We start from the raw sequence: 18,348 nt of genomic DNA on the forward strand, positions 1-18,348 counted from the left end.
GGTGCGCGGGGTCAGCTGTTTGTAGGGTGGCGAACAGAACGTCGTGCGTGCCAGTGGTCTACTGGTGCCGGACTGCCGGGGGGACGTCAGCGCGTATCGCGCGTCTGCCTCGAGCGGACGACACCACGCACGCCGGAGCAGCACGTGAAAAACGAAATCAGAACCATCCTGAAGCACGTCGCCCACCTCGAAGCCGCGATCGATTCGATCGGCGACGGGGACGACCTCTATGAAGCGGGCCTCTCCTCGCTCGATACGATCCAGCTGATGCTCGCGATCGAGAAGCAATTCAACATCGAGATTCCCGACGAGATGCTGAACCGCAACCTGTTCCGCAGCATCGATGCGCTCGCGGACACCATCGCGACGCTGCAACGCACCGAGCATTCCGCATGAGCGCGCTGCTTCCGGAACTCGCGTCCGGCAGCGATTCGCGCCGGCTCGACGAGGCCGCGCATGCCGTCGCGCAGATCGCCGCGCAGCACGCGGACGCGGTCGACCGCGACGCGCGCTGCCCGGTCGAGGCGATCGAGGCAATGCGCGCGCGCCGCCTGCTCGGCGCAATGGTGCCGACCGCGCTCGGCGGCGCTGGCGCGTCGCTGGAAGACATCGCGTCGGCCTGCTCGATTCTCGGCCAGGCGTGCGCGTCGTCGGCGATGGTGTTCGCGATGCACCAGATCCAGGTCGCCTGCATCGTCAACCACGGGCTCGACCAGGGCTGGCACAAGCTGTTCCTGCAGCAGCTCGTGCGTCATCAGTGGCTGCTCGCGTCGGCCACGTCGGAAAACGGCGTCGGCGGCAACCTGCGCGCGAGCCAGTGCGCGCTCGAAACCAGCGGCGGCGAGTTCCGGCTGCGCAAGTCCGCACCGACGATCTCGTACGGCGACTATGCGGACGGCATCCTCGCGACCGCGCGGCGCGATGCTGACGCGCCGGCTTCCGAGCAGGTGCTCGTCACGCTGCTGCGCGACGGCTACACGCTCACGCGCCGCGGCGAGTGGGACACGCTCGGGATGCGGGGCACCTGCAGCAACGGCTTCGAGCTCGACGCGCAAGGCGCCGCCGTCCAGTGCCTGCCGGTGCCGTTCGCGACGATCGCCGAGGAAACGATGGTGCCGGTATCGCACATCCTGTGGGCGGCGGTATGGATCGGCGTGGCCGGCGACGCGTTCCATCGCGCGCACCAGTTCTTCCGCGCGCAGGCACGCCAGACCGACGGCGCGCCGTCGCCGGCATCGCGGCGCATCGCCGAATCGCTCGCGCTGATGCAGGCGATGCAGGCCCGCGTCGACAGCGTGCTGCGGCTCCACGCGAACCCGACGGCAAATTCGTGGTCGGCCGGCATGGCCCGGGCCGCCGAGATCAACACGCTGAAGACCTACGTATCGACGACCGCACTGGAAGTCGCCCACCAGGCGATGATGATCTGCGGGATGGCCGGCTACAAGCAAGGCACGCCGTTCAGCATCGGGCGCCACATTCGCGACCTGCACGCGGCGCCGCTGATGATCAGCAACGACCGCATCGCCACCAACACCTCGAACCTGCTGCTCGCGCTGCGTCCTGCGACGCTGGAGAAACATACGTGAACGATCGCCTTGCCGTGCCCTCCGCCGCCTCCGCTCCCGCCGACGCACCGATCGACCGCGCGGGCGTCAATCCGCTGCGCGACGAACTGATCGACGCGGGCCTGCTGGTCTCGACCGGCATCCAGGGCCTGTTCGGCCGCAGCGAAGCATTCGAGCGCGTCGTCGAGGCGCTGGACGCGTTCGTCACGCGCCTGGGCGCCGACCAGCACGCCGAGGTGCTGCGCTTTCCGCCGGCGATGAGCCGCCTCGAATTCGAGCGCAGCGAATACATGAAGAGCTTCCCGCAACTCGCCGGCAGCGTGCATTCGTTCTGCGGCGACGAGCACCAGCACCAGCGCCTGCTGCAATGCCTCGACCGCGGCGACGACTGGACCGAGAACCAGAAACCGACCTATGTCGTGATGACGCCGGCCGCGTGCTACCCCGTGTATCCGGTCGTTGCGCGCGCGGGTGCGCTGCCCGCCGACGGCCGCATCGTCGACGTGTTCTCGTACTGCTTCCGCCACGAGCCGTCGCTCGATCCGACCCGCATGCAGCTGTTCCGGATGCGCGAGTACGTGCGGATCGGCACGCCCGAGCAGATCGTGTCGTTCCGCGAGACCTGGATCGAGCGCGGCACGCGGATGATCGACGCGCTGCGCCTGCCCAACGCGATCGATCTCGCGAACGATCCGTTCTTCGGGCGCGGCGGCAAGATCGTCGCGAACAGCCAGCGCGAGCAGAACCTGAAGTTCGAACTGCTGATCCCGATCGAGCACGACGATCGCCAGACCGCGTGCCTGAGCTTCAACTACCACATGGACCATTTCGGGTTGCTGTGGGACATCCGCACCGCGACGGGCGACGTCGCGCACACCGGCTGCGTCGGCTTCGGCCTCGAACGGCTCACGCTCGCGCTGTTCCGCCACCACGGCTTCGACATCGACGCGTGGCCGCGCGAGGTCCGGGACGTGCTGTGGGGCGCGCAATGAGATTCGTGTCCCGCGGCGGCGAGGACGCGTCGTTCGAGGATGTGCGCCACCGCGCGCGCCACTACCGGCCGCATCCGCTGCACAGCCAGGAGATGGTCTGGAAGCAGACCAACTGCTACGTCGACATGTGGCTCGAGGTGCTGCGCTGGTGGGGCTTCAATCCGTACGCGGCGCTGCCGTTCACGATCGCGCTCGATTTCGAGGGCGACCAGTTCACGTTCTTCAAGTTTCCGCACGACGAACTGGAGCGGCTGTACGGCATCGTCGTGCAGGAGCACTCGATCTACGAACCGCTCGACCAGCACGTCGAGACGCAGGTCGCGCGCGGCCACCTGATGATCGTCGAGGTCGACGCGTGGTTCCTGCCCGACACGCGCGGCAGCAGCTATCGCACGCAGCACACGAAGACGACGATCGGCATCGATGCGATCGACCGCGCGAAACGCCAGATCGGCTACTTCCACAACAGCGGCTATTACGTGGCCGAGGATTTCGACTACAACGGGCTCGTCGGCGGCAGCTCGCCGATGACGTTGCCGCCGTACGTCGAATGCGCGAAACGGCGGTTCCCGCCGCTCGACGAGCGCGCGCTGTGCGAAGCGTCGCTCGCGGCGCTGCAGCGCCACCTGCGGCGCCTGCCGGTCGTCGATCCGATCGCCGCGTTCCGGCGGCAGTTGCAGACCGACGCGCGCACGCTCGCCGATTCGCCGCTCGAGCGCTTCCACGCGTACTCGTTCAATTCGGTGCGGCAGCTCGGTGCGAATTTCGAACTGTTCGGCCACTACGCGCGCTGGCTGCAGGCCAGCGGCTGCGTCGGGCCGTTCGCCGAGATCCGCGCCGCGTGCGACCGCATCGCGTCGGAAGCGATGGTGCTGGAGTTCCGGCTCGCGCGCGCCTGTGCGCGCGGCAAGGAGGAGCGCGGCGACTCGACGCTCGAAGCGATCGAGGCCGCGTATGCGGACGTGATCGCCTGTGCGCGGCAGATCGGCCTGCCGCTGCGGCACGTGACGCCCGTGCGCGACGACACCGCGGCACCCGTGCCGGTCATGCGGTGACGCGCACGCGCGCCCAGCCCGCCTGGTCGATGCGGGCGACGGCCGCGGGCGCCGTGCGGGAGCCGCGCGACCTCCCGGCCGGCAGCGATGGCTGGATTCCGGCGATCGTGCCCGGCACGGTCGCGCAGTCGCTCGCGCTCGCCGGCCGGCTCGACGAAGCCGCCTCGCTCGACGAGCGCGATCACTGGTACCGGATCGAACTGCGCGGGCACGGCCCGCGCGTGCTGCGCTTTCACGGCCTCGCGACGCTCGCGCAAGCGTGGCTCGACGACACGCCGATCCTCTACTCCGACAGCATGTTCGTCACGCACGACGTGCCCGTCGCGCTCGACGGCACGCACCGGCTGACCGTCTGTTTCCGCGCGCTCGCGCCGCACCTGCGCGACACGCGCGCGCCGCGCCGGGCGCGCTGGCGCACGCGCCTCGCGGAGCCGGCGACACTGCGCACGATCCGCACGTCGCTGTTCGGGCACATGCCCGGCTGGTTTCCGCCGCACGTGCCGACCGGCCCGTGGCGGCCCGTGGACGTGCTCGATCCGGCCGACGCACCCGTGCTCGTCGATTGCGACCTGCGCGCGCGCATCGAAGGCGACACGGGCTGGCTCGATGCGGAACTGACGTTCGCCGCGCCGCTGCCCGACGCGCTCGCGGCACGCCTGTCGTGCGGCAAGCACCACGCGACGCTCGAACGTGCCGGCCCCGAACGTCTGCGCACGAGCGTCGCGGTGCCCAACGTGTGCCGCTGGTGGCCGCATACGCACGGTGAACCGGTGCTGTACGACGTTGCGCTGCATATCGGCGACGCGCAGCGGCCGCTCGGCGCGACGGGCTTCCGCACGATCGAGGTCGACGCCGGCGCCGACGGCAAGGGCTTCGGACTGCGCATCAACGGCGTGCCGGTGTTCGCGCGCGGCGCATGCTGGAGCAGCGCCGCGCCGCTCGCGCTGCACGCGGACGACGCCACCTACGTGCGCCTGCTCGGGCTCGCGCGCGACGCCGGCTTCAACATGCTGCGCGTGGGCGGCACGATGACCTACGAGGCCGATGCGTTTCACGCGTGGTGCGACCGGCTCGGGCTGCTGGTCTGGCAGGATTTCATGTTCGCGAACTTCGACTACGCGCTCGACGATCCCGCGTTCGCGGACAACGTCGACCGCGAAGCGCGGCAGTTCCTCTCGCGTGTCGGCGCATCGCCGTCGCTGGCCGTCCTGTGCGGCGGCAGCGAGATCGCGCAACAGGCCGCGATGTCCGGCCTCGGGCCGAAGCAGCGCTTTCTCGAACTGAGCGCCGACCGGCTGGCCGGCCACGCGGCCGCGCGCCGGCCCGACGTGCCGTACGTGCCCGATTCGCCCGACGGCGGCGTGCTGCCGTTCGCGCCGCGCGAACGCGTGTCGCACTACTACGGCGTCGGCGCGTACCTGCGCCCGCTCGACGACGCGCGCCGCGCGGACGTGCGCTTCGCGAGCGAATGCCTCGCGTTCTCGAACCTGCCGTGCGACGCGACGCTCGCCGAGCTCGGCTGGCCCGGCGTGCACGAGCCGCGCTGGAAGGCGGCCGTGCCGCGCGACCCCGGCACGTCGTGGGATTTCGAGGACGTCCGCGACCATTATCTGCAGACGCTGTACGACGTCGCGCCCGACCGGCTGCGACGCGAGGATCCGGCGCGCTACTTCGAGCTGTCGCGCGCGGTGATCGCGGACCTGATGCGCGACACGTTTTCCGAATGGCGGCGCACCGGTTCGCGGTGCGCCGGCGCGCTCGTGTGGCAGTTCCTGGACGTGATGCCGGGCGCCGGATGGGGCATGATCGACGCCGCGCACCGGCCGAAATCCGCGTGGCACGCGCTGCGCCAGGTACTGCAGCCCGTGCAGGTGCTGCTCGTCGACGAAGGCCTGAACGGGCTCGACGTGCACGTCGTCAACGAGCGCCCCGCGCCGCTCGCGGCGGCGCTCGAACTGGTCGCGCTGCGCGACGGCCGCACACCGGTTGCGCGGGCCGGCTGCCCTGTGCGGATCGCCGCGCACGACACCGTGCGGATCGGCTCGGCCGAGCTGCTCGGCCGCTTCTTCGACTGGACCTACGCGTACCGGTTCGGGCCGTGCGAACACGACACCGTCGTCGCGACGCTGCGCGCCGACGACGGCACGCTGCTGTCGCAGGCGTTCCATTTCCCGTCCCGCACGCATCCGGCCGTGCTGGCGCGCCGCGAACTCGGGCTGGAGGCGTGCGTGTCGCGCAGCGGCGATACGTGGCACGTCGACATCGACACCCGGCACGTCGCCCGCCATGTGCAGATCGATGCGCCGGGCTTCATGCCGCGCGACGACTGGTTCCATCTCGCGCCCGGCACGCCGGCGCGCGTCGCGCTCGTGCCGCTTGAAGCGGCCGGCAAAAATGGCGCCGTGGCCAACACGCCGCCGGCCGTGGAAATCCGTGCAGTGAACGCCGCGCGTACGGTGCGCGCCACGCAAGCCGGCTGACGCGGCGCGACGTGCGCGGCAGCTGCCGGCCGCGCGCGCCTGCCGGCGCTCAGTCGGACGAGCCCGTCCCGCGCGGCCGCTCGATCCCGTATGCCTCCATCCAGCGATACAGCGTGGCGCGCGAGACGCCGAGTTCGCGCGCGGACGCCGCGACGCGCCCGCGCGTGCGCAGCAGTGCGGTTTCGATCGCCTCGCGCTCGATCGACTTGCGGATGTCGGCCACCGACGGCGACGCGGCATCGAGACAGTATTCGAGTTCGAGATCCTGCGCGGTGATCAGGCGCCCTTCCGTCATCACGACCGCGCGGCGCACGCGATTGATCAGCTCGCGGACGTTGCCGGGCCAGTCGTGCTTGTAGAGCGCCGTGATCGCGTCCGTCGAGAAGCCGCGCACGCGATGACGCGCATCGCCGCGAAAGCGTTCGAGCATGTGGTGCGCGAGCAGTTCGATGTCCTTGCCGCGCGCGCGCAGCGGCGGCTGGTCGATGCGCATCACGCACAGGCGATGGAACAGGTCCGGCCGAAAGCGCCCTTCCTCCATCGCGTCGCGCAGGTCGACGTGCGTCGCCGACACGATCCGGACGTCGACCGGCACCGGGCCGCTGCCGCCCAGGCGATGAATCGCGCGTTCCTGCAGAAACCGCAGCAGGCTCGCCTGGCTCTCGTGCGGCAGGTCGCCGATCTCGTCGAGCAGCAGCGTGCCGCCGTTTGCCGCTTCGACATAGCCGATCTTGCGCGCGTTCGCGCCGGTAAACGCGCCGCGCTCGTAGCCGAACAGTTCGGATTGCAGCAGATGCGGCGGAATGGCCCCGCAGTTCACCGCGACGAACGGGCCGTTGCGGCGCTCCGAATGGCGATGGATCGCGACGGCCGTCAACTCCTTGCCGGTCCCGGTTTCGCCGAACACGAACACCGGTGCGTCGGTGCGCGCGAAACGCCGCACCGTATCGAACAGCCGCAGCATCGCGCTGCAGGTTCCGACGATGCCTTTCTCTTCCGATTCGAGCCGTTCGCGGTCGCGCGCGAACAGGCATTCCATGCCGTACGCATGGCCGACCGTATCGGCGATCCGCTGGTGCGACGCGGGCAACGTGACGTAATCGAAGCAATAGTCGCGCAACAGCGCACGCACGTTCGGCGACGCGGTCTGGCCGACGTCGACGAGTGCGACCCAGACGACGTCGCGCATCGACGCGCAGGTCGATGCGATGCTGCCGATCGCGTCCGCATGGCCGCCGCTCAGGTCGAGGATGCCGCAGGTGATTTCGCCGGACGTGTCGCGCAGCTCGCTCGCCTGCGCGACGATCGACACTTTCCAGTCGCGCCGCGACAGCTCCTTTCGCAGCATGACGGACGGCGACTGCGTCCAGTAAATCAGAGGACGCTGCCCGTTACCGCTCTCCGCGCCGGCGCTCTTATCGCGCGTTATTGGCATATTCATAACGAACCATCACTTTCTCCACTCCGCGAACCGTTCGCGTGCGCTGCGGCCGGCGGCGCATGGCCGCCTTTCCGCGCTGCGTTTCCGCAGCTTTGGCGAAGATCGAGACTGCACACGGCGAGAGCCCCCGGAGGTCGAGCCGGATGTCATCCGGCCTCGTTGTCATCGAACTCGAAGGAAACGCGCGGCTACGGGAGCCACGACGTTCCCGCTTTGAGGCGCCCCGCCATCATGGCGGAGAGCGTCGGCAGACAGGAATGCCGTCGGCATGTGCGTGACGTCGTACACGACAGTTGCGCCCGATGCTGAACCGGATGGCCGCCAACCCGTTTCCGGAATGACCGCCGCATTTCATCCGCTCCTGAATTTACACCCCGTTTCGAGATGGTCTTGTTACCAAAAGATAAACCTGAATCAGCCGGTTACGCGACCGGTCGTTCCGCGCCACGTGTATTTGACCACTGAGATTTGATTATCTACGAGCATTGCAGTCAATCAGTGGCAAATACTACTTTTCCGCAAGATTGCGACGATCGATTGCCTTTTATTTCCGTCGAAATCCCCGTGAAAGGCCGGCACCACATGCCGCTCGCAACATAATTGCCCGCGCCGACGGCCGGCCGCATCGTACCGCGGCGGCGGCCGGTCCGCTCGCGCCTTTCACCTCCGTTACATGCGGTAATCAACCGCACCGCATCACAGGTCGCGTTTCCCGGTGCCGGAGCCCGGTAAAACGCTTGCCGCACGCGCCGAACGCGCGCCGGCGAGGCGCCACGGCGGCGCCTGGAACCGGTCGTGCCGACGTTTGCCTTTCGCAGTGCAGCATGGCTGCCCGGCACGCGGCGCGCGGGCACGTTGCGACCGGGGCCGGCATCCCGTCGGCCGGGTCGAGGCCGGCCCGTTGCCGTCATCGGCCGGACCACGTCGTGTGACCGGAAACGGCAGCTGAGGTCGCGCGTTTCTGCTTCTGGAATGCATGCGCGCGAACAACGGCATGCCGATGAAGACGAACGCGCGCGCCGCACCGGCATGCACGATCCCGAAGGAATTCGACGAGGCAGCGGACGGTCGGCCTGCGCGATGCAACCGCGCGCTTGCGCAAGCCGATGCGTGAGTGGATGCCCGACACTGCCGTGCGCGATCGGCCCGTCGTGAACGCTCGCCATGCTCAAGTGCTGCCCCCGGTTCGCTATTGACATTCGATATTGACTGGCCGCGCAGCGACGCGAGCTGCCAGGATGACGCAATTATGGAAAAGCACCGGCCGCCGCGGTGTGTGCTACCGCACCTTGAGGCGCCCGCGCGGCAGCCCCAGGGCTGCGCATCTTGCGCCCGCCATGCGAATCCGGAGCGTGAGTACGCTTTCGAACAGACCGGCGCGCGACGCGGCCGGATGATGAGCATCGCCGCGCTGCACGAACGATCGCGTTCGCTCAGCAACGCATGCCGAAGGCATCACGCGAGGACAGCATCATGGAATGGCATTGTTGTGAATTCGAACATCTGGGCGCGGTCGACCTCTATGCAATCCTGCGCGCCCGCAACGCCGTGCTGGTGGTCGAGGACGCGCACACGCATCTGGACATCGACGGCAAGGACGCCGGCGCGCTGCACGTCTATGCAACCGTGCGCGACGGCGACACGATGGAAGTCGCTGCGTACGCCCGCATCCTGCCCGGCGACGACGTCGATCCGGACGTCGTGATCGACAAGGTGCTGACGAGCGAAAGCCGTCGCGACGACGATACGCTCGAGCGGCTGATCGAACGCGCCCTCACCGCTGCGCAGGCCGCGTGGCCCGACACCGCGGTGCGCACGCACGTCGCGGCGCCGCGCCAGGCGTTCTACAAGCGTTTCGGATTCCGCAAGGCCTACGGCCCGTATCTCGAACAAGGCGCGCCGTTCGTCGGCCTGGTGCGGCCCGCCGACCGCGCGGCCGGCGCACTGCGTAACCTGCTGTCCCGGGCCGTAACGGCCCACGGGCCGCGCAACGACGACGCGCGTGCCCACCCCCGGCAGCCGGCCGACACCGGAGCCAATCGATGAACCCCACCACCCTCCGCCCGGTTCCCGAGCCCGACCTGCCGTGCATCCTGCCGGTGATTCTCGCCGGCGGCTCCGGCACGCGGCTGTGGCCGCTGTCGCGCGAACAATATCCGAAGCAGCTGATCGAGCTGATCTCGAACGAATCGCCGTTGTCGGCGACGGCTCGCCGCCTGAACGGTATCGCGAATGCGTCGCTCGGCGACACGCTGCTGCTGGTGTGCGGCGAACAACATCGCGTCATGAGCGCCGCGCAGGTGGTCGGGCGCGCGGCGCCCGCCCGCATCCTGCTCGAACCGGTCGCGCGCAACACCGCGCCCGCGCTGACGCTGGCGGCCCTCGACGCGAGCCAGCTCGCGGACGATCCCGTGCTCGCGGTGATGCCAGCCGATCACGTGATCACCGACGTCGGCGCGTTCCAGGACGCGATCGCGCGCGCGGCGCGCTACGCGCAGGAAGGCGCGATCGTCACGCTCGGCGTGCTGCCGCGCCGCGCGGAAACGGGCTACGGCTACATCCAGGTCGGCGAGCCGCGCACCGGCCGTCTCGGCGGTCAGGGCGGCTACGCGATCGGGCGTTTCGTCGAGAAGCCCGATGCGACGCTCGCGGAGCGCTACCTGCAATCGGGCGACTACTGGTGGAACAGCGGGATTTACGTCACGCGCGCGTCGGTCTGGCTGAAAGCGATCGGCGCGCTCGCGCCCGGCATTCATGCGGCTTGCGAAGCCGCATGGCGTGCGGGTATCGCCGAAGATCCGTTCTTCCGGATTGACGCGACGGCCTTCGACGCGTGCCCGTCGGACTCGATCGACTATGCGGTGATGGAACGGCTCGCGGAACACGGTGAACTCGGCATCGACGGCATCGTCGTGCCGCTCGCGGCGGGCTGGTCGGACGTCGGCACCTGGGACGCGATCTGGGAAATCATGCCGAAAGACGATCAGGGCAACGTCGCGCGCGGCCCGATCGTGTTCGAGGACACGCAGGACAGTCTCGTGCGCTCGGAGGGCCGCCTGATTGCTTGCGTCGGAATGAAGGACGTCGTCGTGATCGAGACGCCCGATGCCGTGCTGGTCGCGAACAAGCACGACGTGCAGCGCGTGAAGAACATCGTCGCCCGCCTGAAATCCGACCGGCGCCCGCAGGCGAGCGAGCACCGCAAGGTGCAGCGGCCGTGGGGACACTACGATTCGATCGACCTCGGCCAGCGCTTCCAGGTGAAACGGATCGTGGTCGAGCCCGGCAAGCGGCTGTCGCTGCAGATGCATTATCACCGCGCCGAGCACTGGATCGTCGTGCGCGGCACCGCGAAGGTGACACGCGGCGCCGAGACGTTCCTGCTTCGCGAGAACGAATCGACGTACATCGCGGTCGGCGAAGTGCACCGCCTCGAGAATCCCGGGCTGATTCCGCTGGAAATCATCGAGGTGCAGTCGGGCGACTATCTCGGCGAGGACGATATCGTTCGGTTCGATGATCAGTATGGGCGGGCGGTTGAAGTGCTGTCGGCTCAGCAGACATAGGCGATATGTCGCTGCGCGCGGCATTCGCGCGAATGCAGTGGCGGCGCACCGTCGCCCGCTGCGGACGCTTCTGTGTCGATCGACATCGCCGGACGGTCAACGACGCAGCCCGACGGATTCGCGCACGCGCGGCAGCAACGACGTATCCGCGCCGACCCCGTCGGGCGTGGCCGATCGGGATTGAAGCGCCGTCGCACACGGCCCGGCTTTCGCATTGTCGGCGGCGCAATCCTGCTTCGGACCGATCCGTACCGGCATACCGCCGATTCCCGACATCTGGTTGTCCGCAAGCTCGACACCCGACACGTTTCCCCACAGGCGAATGCCGTCGAAACGCGACTGCGATACGCGGTTGCCCGTCACGACCACGCGTGTCACCGCCCCCGACCACGTGCTGACGTCGATCGCGGCCTGCTGCGTGAGCGGGCGAGGATCGGTGCGGCCGGTCGCCGTCTGGATGTTCGCGATCATGTTGTTCTCGATCCGGACGTTCGACGCATCGTAGGTCTGAAAGCTGTCCTCCTGCGCGACGAGAATGCCCGCGCTCACCTGCACGTTACGCACGATGTTGTTCGAGATCGTCACCTCCGTGCCGCCGACCACCGTGATCCCGCGTCCCCACGAGTTACCTTCGAGCGAGTTTTGGGTAATCAGCACATTGCGGCTCAGCACGCCGTCGCCCCGATAGCTCACCACGGCAATCATGTCGTCGCCGGTGTCGCGCACGACATTGCCCTGAACCAGCACGTCGCGCGCGCCGTGCGTCATGTGAATGCCGTCGGCGAGCGTCGACAGCACCTCGTTGCCGACGATCGCGACGTCCGCACCGCCGAACACGAAAATGCCGGCGCTCGCACCACCGTCGATGACGTTATCGAGCACTTGCACGCTGCGCCCCGTCACCTCGACCTTGGTCGACTCCCGCGTGGCGAGGCGCGTCCTGCCGACGCCCTTGAGTCGAAATCCGACGAGCGTCGTACCGTCGCCCCGCATCTCGATCGTCTGGTCCTCCGGGTTGCGCGCCGCGAGCGTCGCGCCGTAACCCGACAGCACGACATGCGGGCGCCGCACGATCAATGAACGGCCGACCACGTACCGCCCGGGCGCGAACACCAGCCGCTGCCCCGGACGCAACCTGTCCAGCACGCGCTGCAGCTCGCCCGCCTGATCGGCTGCGTTGGAAGCGGGATAAACGTACACATCCGGCACGTTCGCATGGAGCGCACCCGGCGCGGACGCATCGGCGGCCGCCACGGCGAACCCGGGCCACGACAATCCGCCCGCGATGAACATGCCTGCGATCACGGTGCATACACGCGACAGGCCTTGCGAACCATGCATATCGAATCGTCTCCCTCGAATAATCTGGTACACGGCGCGGGTATGGGTTGCCGCGCATGCCAGCTGCCCGGACATCGATTGCTTCCGCAGCGACGGCAATGCGCCGCGTTTGCGCCGACCATTGACCGTGAGGAAATCCCACGAGCCCTTCAGGGCATACGACACGATACCTTCTATTGAATCATTCGGGCGAGCCAGCCTCGGTGCGTCAGCAGACCAAGGTATCGGTCGCCCAATCTGACACGGCGCGCCATGTCACGCATCGCTACGCGAGCATGGCGCAAATCCGGGAACGACAAGCCGCCGGGTAAACGTCGCCCGATCGGGACGATCGTCGACTAATCCCTCCGTCGGTAAGCCATCGCACCCAGCGCATCGCGCATGCGCTGCACAATGTTTCCATCACGGGACGGATACCACGGCTCGCGTTCGCGGTTGCGTGATCCCGAGCGACGGCAGCGCGAATTCAGCCCGAATTCGATCGCTCCGATTACGCCGGCTACGTCACCGGATCGTGCGCGTCGAGCACGACACCGTGGCCCCGACGGTCGCAATGCCAACGGATTTTCAGATTAGGAATCCATAGTAATTTGAAACGGATGTCCTGCCTGAAAGACTCGCCGGCAATTCGACTGTTCGCCGTACAACCTTCTCCACGGCGATCGATGAAAAACGCGATCGCACCGACAGACCAACAGATGACCACACGAAAGATCGTTCATATCGCCGAGGCGTTTGGTGGGGGCGTGCTGTCGATGCTGACCCAGCTGGCCAATCACGCTGCGGCATCCGGCGTCGATGTCACCGTTTTGCACTCGATCCGGGCAGAAACGCCGGCCGACTATTCGACGCTGTTCCGGCCCGACGTGAAGCTGATCCACGTCGACATGGGCCGAGAAGTCAGCGTCCGGCAGGATCTTTCGAGCCTGCGTGCGCTGGTCGGGCATCTTCGCGACTGCAAGCCGACCGCGATTCATCTGCATTCGTCGAAAGCCGGCGTGCTGGGACGCGTCGCCGCGAGGATCGCCGCCCCGAATGCAACGGTCTTCTACTCGCCGCACGGGCTTGCGTTCCTGCGCCGCGACATCTCGCGCATGAAGCAGGCCGCCTACCTGAACTTCGAACGAATCGCGGCACGCATCGGCGGAACCATCGTCGCTTGTTCGAGCAGCGAGCTGGGCGAGATCAAGAACAATGTCCGGGCGAAATCGGCGGTCCTGGTGGAAAACGGCGTCGATGTCGCCGAGATCCTGCCCCGTCGATCGCGGGATGACGGCAAGATCGTCGTCGGCATGAGCGGCCGCGCGTCGTTCCAGAAGAACCACCAGGCATTCGTCGAACTGGCCGCCCGGCTGCGGCGCGCCGACGTCGACTTCCTGTGGATCGGCGGCGACGCGACCGAGATTGCGGATCCCCATTTGAGCGAGGCCGTCATCTGCAGCGGCTGGGTGACGCGCGCCCGTGCGCTGGCGCTCACGTCGGGACTGGACATCTACGTCCAGACGTCTCGCTGGGAAGGCATGCCGGTCGCGTTGATCGAAGCGCAGGTTGCCGGCATCCCGGCCGTGGTGACGGACGTCGTCGGCAATCGCGACGTGGTCATTCATGGCGTAACCGGCTATGTCGCGTCAAGCATCGACGAGATGGCCGCGTATCTGACTGCGTTGCGTGAAGACCGGCAGCTTCGCGAAACCATGGGAGCGGCCGCGCGGGCGCGGGCGGTTCAACGATTTTCGATGAACGCGGTCTTCCGGCAATGGCACACCCTTTACGGACTGGACACCGCAGATGCCCGTGCGGGCGCCCGCGGCTTCGAGCCGGTTGCACTGGATCACGTCAAAGCCCGGCCCTGAGTTCGATATTCAATGACTGACATGATCGCTTTCAAAAAACCGAAACAGCTCGTGTACAACGGCCGATTCACCACGCAGAAGACGACCGGCGTGCAACGCGTCGCACGTGAGCTGATCGCCGCACTGATCGAGTTTCAGCCGCAGGACCCGGTAACCGTGCTCGTGCCGCCGCAGCCCGCCGTAGCGGTAAGCGGCGCACGGACCGTCAAGGTCGGCTTTTACAAGGGCGTCGTCTGGGAACAACTGGTGCTTCCCTTTTTCGCCCGCCCCGGCCGCCTCGTCAATCTCGGCAACTCGGCGTCCATTTTCATCCGCAACCAGATCATCTACATGCACGACGCGGCCGTATTCGATACGCCCGCCCACTTTTCCCGGTCGTTTCGGGTGTGGTACCGGATCATGTTCTGGATCCTGGCGCGCACCTCCGCGCGCGTGCTGACCAATTCCAGCTTTTCACGCGAACGTCTCGCCTACCACTGCGGCATTTCCACCGAGAAAATCAGTGTCGTTCCGCTCGGTGCGGATCATCTCGACGCACTGGCGCCCGACACGAGCGTACTCGACGCGCATTCGCTGACGCCGAACCGGTTCGTGCTCGCGGTCAGCAGCATGAATCCCACCAAGAACTTCGGCCGGCTCATCGCGGCATTCCGGCAGCTCAACGATCCGTCGGTCGACCTCGTCATCGTCGGCATGAGGAACACGGCCGTGTTCGGAAACCAGGACCATGCCCCGGTGGAGGAGCCGAACGTCAAGTACGTCGGCTATATCAGCGACGAACAGTTGAAGGCGCTGTATCAGCATGCGGCATGCTTTCTCTATCCGTCGATTTACGAGGGGTTCGGCATCCCGCCTCTCGAGGCGATGCGCTACGGTTGCCCGACGATCGTCGGAAAATCCGCAGCGCTGCCGGAAGTCTGCGCCGAGGCGACGCTGTATTGCGATCCGTATTCGCAGGACGACATCGCGGAAAAATTGCGGCATCTGCTGGATTCGGCCGAGCTCAGGGACGAGCTCAGACGAAAGGGGCGCGCTCACGCGGCACAATATTGCTGGAGCAGAAGCGCAAGAATGATGACGGAGATATTCGACACGCTGTAGCCGCAGGCAATCGGCACGGGCCGTCGCCCGGACGCAATCAATACCGGCAACAAAACGCGAGTCGGCATGTTCCGCCGCACTCGCCTCCCTCCGTGATCGCAATCCACCCGCGCGCTGCCGTTCGACGTCGGAATCATCGCGACGATCGGGGCGGCGCCGTCATATCGTCCCCGCCATGCTTTCCCGGGGATACGCGGCACGACGACCCTCCCGCGTCGAAATACGTCCGTTCACGACCTGCCCGGATTCGCGATGCAAGATGCGCGAATGCGCACAGGGCTCAGGCGGGTCGCTCGACCGACGACCGCGAATGAAGTATCCGACTGGAGTCGATGCCGGCGATCGCGGCGATGGCCGCCGGATCATGCGAACGGCCCTTTCGGGCTCCGCAGCGAATCGCGCTACCGCGACCTCGCCGGCATCTTGATCAGCCCGACCCGTTCACGACAGATCACGTACACCAGCGCGGCCGCCACGGCCGTCTCGACCAGCAATACCGCGATGGCCGCGCCACGCGCCGCAAACAGCGACGCGAGCGGCGGCAGTATCGTCACGTTCAGCAAGCCGGACGAGATCAGGATCGTACTGAAAATGCGTTTCATGCCGAGCGGCAGCATCGTCTGAACACCAAAGAGATCCGTCATGCATGCCATGAACGGCACCAGTGCAAGACAACGCAACACGCCGACCGTCGGCTCGAACGAGCTTCCGTACAGGATCCGGACCGCGAGCGGCGCGAACTCGTAGATCGCGACCGACATGGCCAGCACCAGCGCACCCTGCGCGACGATCAGCTTGCGCAGGAACGCGAATGCCTCGTCACGCGCGTTGTGCATCAGATAGGTGACATGCGGATACGTGGTGGCCCGCAGCGGCTGCAACATGCCGACCGCGGCGCGGATCAGCTTGTCGCCCGCCGCAAAATAGCCTGCGGCGACGTTACCGGACACGATGCTCAGCAGCACGGTATTGGTCGACGCGTAGAACGAGATCGACGTCGACGCGAGAAAGACCTGCGTGCCGCCTTTCACCGCGTCGACGATATCGGCGAACCGCACACGCACGCGCGAGATCTCGCGCCCCAGGAACAGATAAGCGAGCAACGTTATTCCGCAGAGCAACGGCACGGCCGCGTTGATGGCCACCGCATGCAGGATGTCGTCCGGTGAATGAACCCACAGGAAGAAGGCGGCGACGCTGAGTGCGCGATACCCGACCACCGTCATGCTGAACACGCTCAGCTTCTGAATGCCCTGAAAGTACCAGCCCGGCGTGAGCGCGGCACCGATTACCATCCCGAATTCGATCAGCAACGCCGTGCGCTCGGCTTCGAAGTACGGAATCAGCGACGTCATCGCAACGAGCACGACGAAGCCCGCGACGGAGATCAGCCACTGTGCGCTGATCGTCGTCCAGAAGATTCTCGACCGCTCGACCTTGTCGCTTGCGAGCGCGACACGCGGTGTTGCCGTCAGGTCGAAGCTGTAATTCACCAGATTGATGAAGTACGTGGTGACGGCGAGCACGAACGACAGCCTGCCGTACTGGAGCGGGCCGAGTACACGCGTCAGCAGCGGCAACGTCACGAGCGGCACGACGTACGTCGAGATCTGCAACGCGAACAACATGGCGAAGTTTTTTCGAACAGCAGTCATCGTGCCTTCTGGGCTGAAAATGGGCGGTGCATCGACCGTCAACGCGCCGGCGCGCGCGATACGTGTTCGTCGATGCCGAGTGCGGCGTACAGCGACGACGCGTAACAATCGACCGTGTAGCGCGACCAGTCGTAGCGACGATTTTCGTCGCCGAGGTGCGCGCGTAGCGCGCCGATCGCGCGTGAGAAATCGTCGGCGCTATTTCGATAGAGGATCTTGTTACCGATCTCGTCGCCGAACGTCGACAGGCTTCCGATGTCGTTCACCAGCACCGGCAGGCCGAGTACCGCGGCCTCGACGATCACGAGGGGCGCGTTTTCCACCCAGACCGACGGGAGAACAAGCGCATCGTGCGTCGGCAGTTCGGCGAACAGCGCAGCATGGTCGAGACGGCCGGCGAACCGCAGCCTACCGGTTTCGACGAGGTCGGCATGGCGCTTCTCGAGCCCGCCCCGCTCCGACCCTTCGCCGTACACGGTAAGCGATCCGATCGCATCGCCGGCGGATTCTGCCATGAGCGCGAGAAACTCGGCCAGCCCCTTGTCCGCTTCGATGCGACCAACGAACGCAAGATCCAGCCGAGCGCCCCGCGCAAGCTTCGGCGCGCGCGAAATCAGCGATGAATCGATCGGATTCGACAGAAGCGTGGCGCGCGTGCGCCCGAATCGCGCGATCAGGTCACGCATGAACGGGCTCGGGCACAGGATCTCGTCGAACAGGCCGAGCGGGTCGAAAAGCGCATTGACCACGTGCCAATGCACCTTCTTCACGACGTCGTGGAGAATGCCGCGCGGGCTGGCGATCGGGATCAAGCGTCGGCCGCCATGCAACCGGTCGAGCGCCAGCGGCTGCCCGCGTCCTCTCGAATAGACTTGCAGGCTCGGGTTGTGAAACACCAGGTGGTAGTCGTGCGCGGTGATGTACAGACCGCACCCCGAGCGCCGCTTGTAGCGGGCAAGCACGGGCAAAATCGCGCTCGACAGCAGGTTGTGGTAGTTGTGGACCAGAATGCGCTGCGGGCGAAACCGGTCGAGCAGCGCGACGAGCGCACGTGCGGTAGAAGGCGACCACGCGCGTGCGCGCCGAATGTTCTCGACGCCGCCGAGCGCATGCTCGTCGAACGTTTCGACCGTCACGTCGTTGCGTGCGCGCAGCACGTCGACGGACATTCGGTACACCTCCTCCGCCCCTCCCCGACGAACGAAGTCGTTGATGACCAGCACGCGCATCACGACGAACCTCGGCATGGTCGATACCGTAAGCCCGGCGCGTTATCACCGTACTCGCGTCGCGGCG

Annotated in this window: 13 protein-coding genes; 9 read left to right on the forward strand and 4 right to left on the reverse strand. The window is 66.8% G+C overall.

Annotation, left to right across the window (positions count from 1 at the left end; genetic code table 11):
- Positions 1-144: 144 nt before the first annotated feature.
- The 5 genes from HWX08_RS05130 to HWX08_RS05150 are packed head-to-tail and all read left to right on the forward strand — an operon-like array spanning position 145 to position 6,095.
- Complete coding sequence (locus tag HWX08_RS05130; protein WP_006490451.1) at positions 145-396, forward strand: acyl carrier protein; 252 nt, start codon at positions 145-147, stop codon at positions 394-396.
- On the forward strand, positions 393-1,589 hold the full coding sequence (locus HWX08_RS05135) for an acyl-CoA dehydrogenase family protein (RefSeq protein WP_174921714.1): 1,197 nt from the start codon (positions 393-395) through the stop codon (positions 1,587-1,589). Before HWX08_RS05130 ends, HWX08_RS05135 begins: the two co-directional genes overlap by 4 nt.
- Complete coding sequence (locus HWX08_RS05140) at positions 1,586-2,560, forward strand: amino acid--[acyl-carrier-protein] ligase (protein WP_107312735.1); 975 nt, start codon at positions 1,586-1,588, stop codon at positions 2,558-2,560. Before HWX08_RS05135 ends, HWX08_RS05140 begins: the two co-directional genes overlap by 4 nt.
- Positions 2,557-3,615 carry a DUF1839 family protein gene (locus HWX08_RS05145; RefSeq protein WP_069261127.1) on the forward strand — a complete coding sequence of 353 codons (1,059 nt, stop codon included), beginning with the start codon at positions 2,557-2,559 and terminating at the stop codon, positions 3,613-3,615. The genes HWX08_RS05140 and HWX08_RS05145 overlap by 4 nt, the downstream gene beginning before the upstream one ends.
- Positions 3,612-6,095, forward strand: a complete 2,484-nt coding sequence (locus HWX08_RS05150; protein ID WP_174921713.1) for a glycoside hydrolase family 2 protein — start codon at positions 3,612-3,614, stop codon at positions 6,093-6,095. Before HWX08_RS05145 ends, HWX08_RS05150 begins: the two co-directional genes overlap by 4 nt.
- A gap of 49 nt (positions 6,096-6,144) precedes the next feature.
- On the opposite strand, the gene HWX08_RS05155 is transcribed toward HWX08_RS05150, so the two are convergent.
- Positions 6,145-7,536 carry a sigma-54 dependent transcriptional regulator gene (locus HWX08_RS05155; RefSeq protein ID WP_069259750.1) on the reverse strand — a complete coding sequence of 464 codons (1,392 nt, stop codon included), beginning with the start codon at positions 7,534-7,536 and terminating at the stop codon, positions 6,145-6,147.
- Between the two features lie 1,473 nt (positions 7,537-9,009).
- On the opposite strand from HWX08_RS05155, the gene HWX08_RS05160 reads away from it, so the two are divergent.
- Both HWX08_RS05160 and HWX08_RS05165 read left to right on the forward strand, forming a co-directional pair.
- Positions 9,010-9,582, forward strand: coding sequence for a GNAT family protein (locus HWX08_RS05160; RefSeq protein ID WP_174921712.1), 573 nt, complete (start codon positions 9,010-9,012; stop codon positions 9,580-9,582).
- Positions 9,579-11,102: a mannose-1-phosphate guanylyltransferase/mannose-6-phosphate isomerase gene (locus HWX08_RS05165; protein ID WP_107312738.1), complete on the forward strand. Its 1,524-nt coding sequence runs from the start codon at positions 9,579-9,581 to the stop codon at positions 11,100-11,102. Before HWX08_RS05160 ends, HWX08_RS05165 begins: the two co-directional genes overlap by 4 nt.
- A gap of 96 nt (positions 11,103-11,198) precedes the next feature.
- On the opposite strand, the gene HWX08_RS05170 is transcribed toward HWX08_RS05165, so the two are convergent.
- A complete protein-coding gene (locus HWX08_RS05170) occupies positions 11,199-12,443 on the reverse strand; it encodes a right-handed parallel beta-helix repeat-containing protein (protein ID WP_244122678.1) in 1,245 nt (414 codons plus the stop codon).
- A gap of 698 nt (positions 12,444-13,141) precedes the next feature.
- Between HWX08_RS05170 and HWX08_RS05175 the strand changes: the two genes are divergently transcribed.
- Positions 13,142-14,296, forward strand: coding sequence for a glycosyltransferase (locus HWX08_RS05175; protein ID WP_174921745.1), 1,155 nt, complete (start codon positions 13,142-13,144; stop codon positions 14,294-14,296).
- A gap of 21 nt (positions 14,297-14,317) precedes the next feature.
- Positions 14,318-15,397: a glycosyltransferase family 4 protein gene (locus HWX08_RS05180; RefSeq protein WP_174921744.1), complete on the forward strand. Its 1,080-nt coding sequence runs from the start codon at positions 14,318-14,320 to the stop codon at positions 15,395-15,397.
- 401 nt (positions 15,398-15,798) lie between these two features.
- Here the strand turns inward: HWX08_RS05180 and HWX08_RS05185 are convergent, their stop codons facing one another.
- Both HWX08_RS05185 and HWX08_RS05190 read right to left on the reverse strand, forming a co-directional pair.
- Positions 15,799-17,052 carry an oligosaccharide flippase family protein gene (locus HWX08_RS05185; protein ID WP_069259746.1) on the reverse strand — a complete coding sequence of 418 codons (1,254 nt, stop codon included), beginning with the start codon at positions 17,050-17,052 and terminating at the stop codon, positions 15,799-15,801.
- A gap of 38 nt (positions 17,053-17,090) precedes the next feature.
- Positions 17,091-18,281, reverse strand: a complete 1,191-nt coding sequence (locus HWX08_RS05190; RefSeq protein ID WP_174921743.1) for a glycosyltransferase — start codon at positions 18,279-18,281, stop codon at positions 17,091-17,093.
- Positions 18,282-18,348 lie beyond the last annotated feature (67 nt).

The sequence above is a fragment of the Burkholderia metallica genome, from assembly GCF_902832845.1.
Lineage (GTDB): Bacteria > Pseudomonadota > Gammaproteobacteria > Burkholderiales > Burkholderiaceae > Burkholderia > Burkholderia metallica.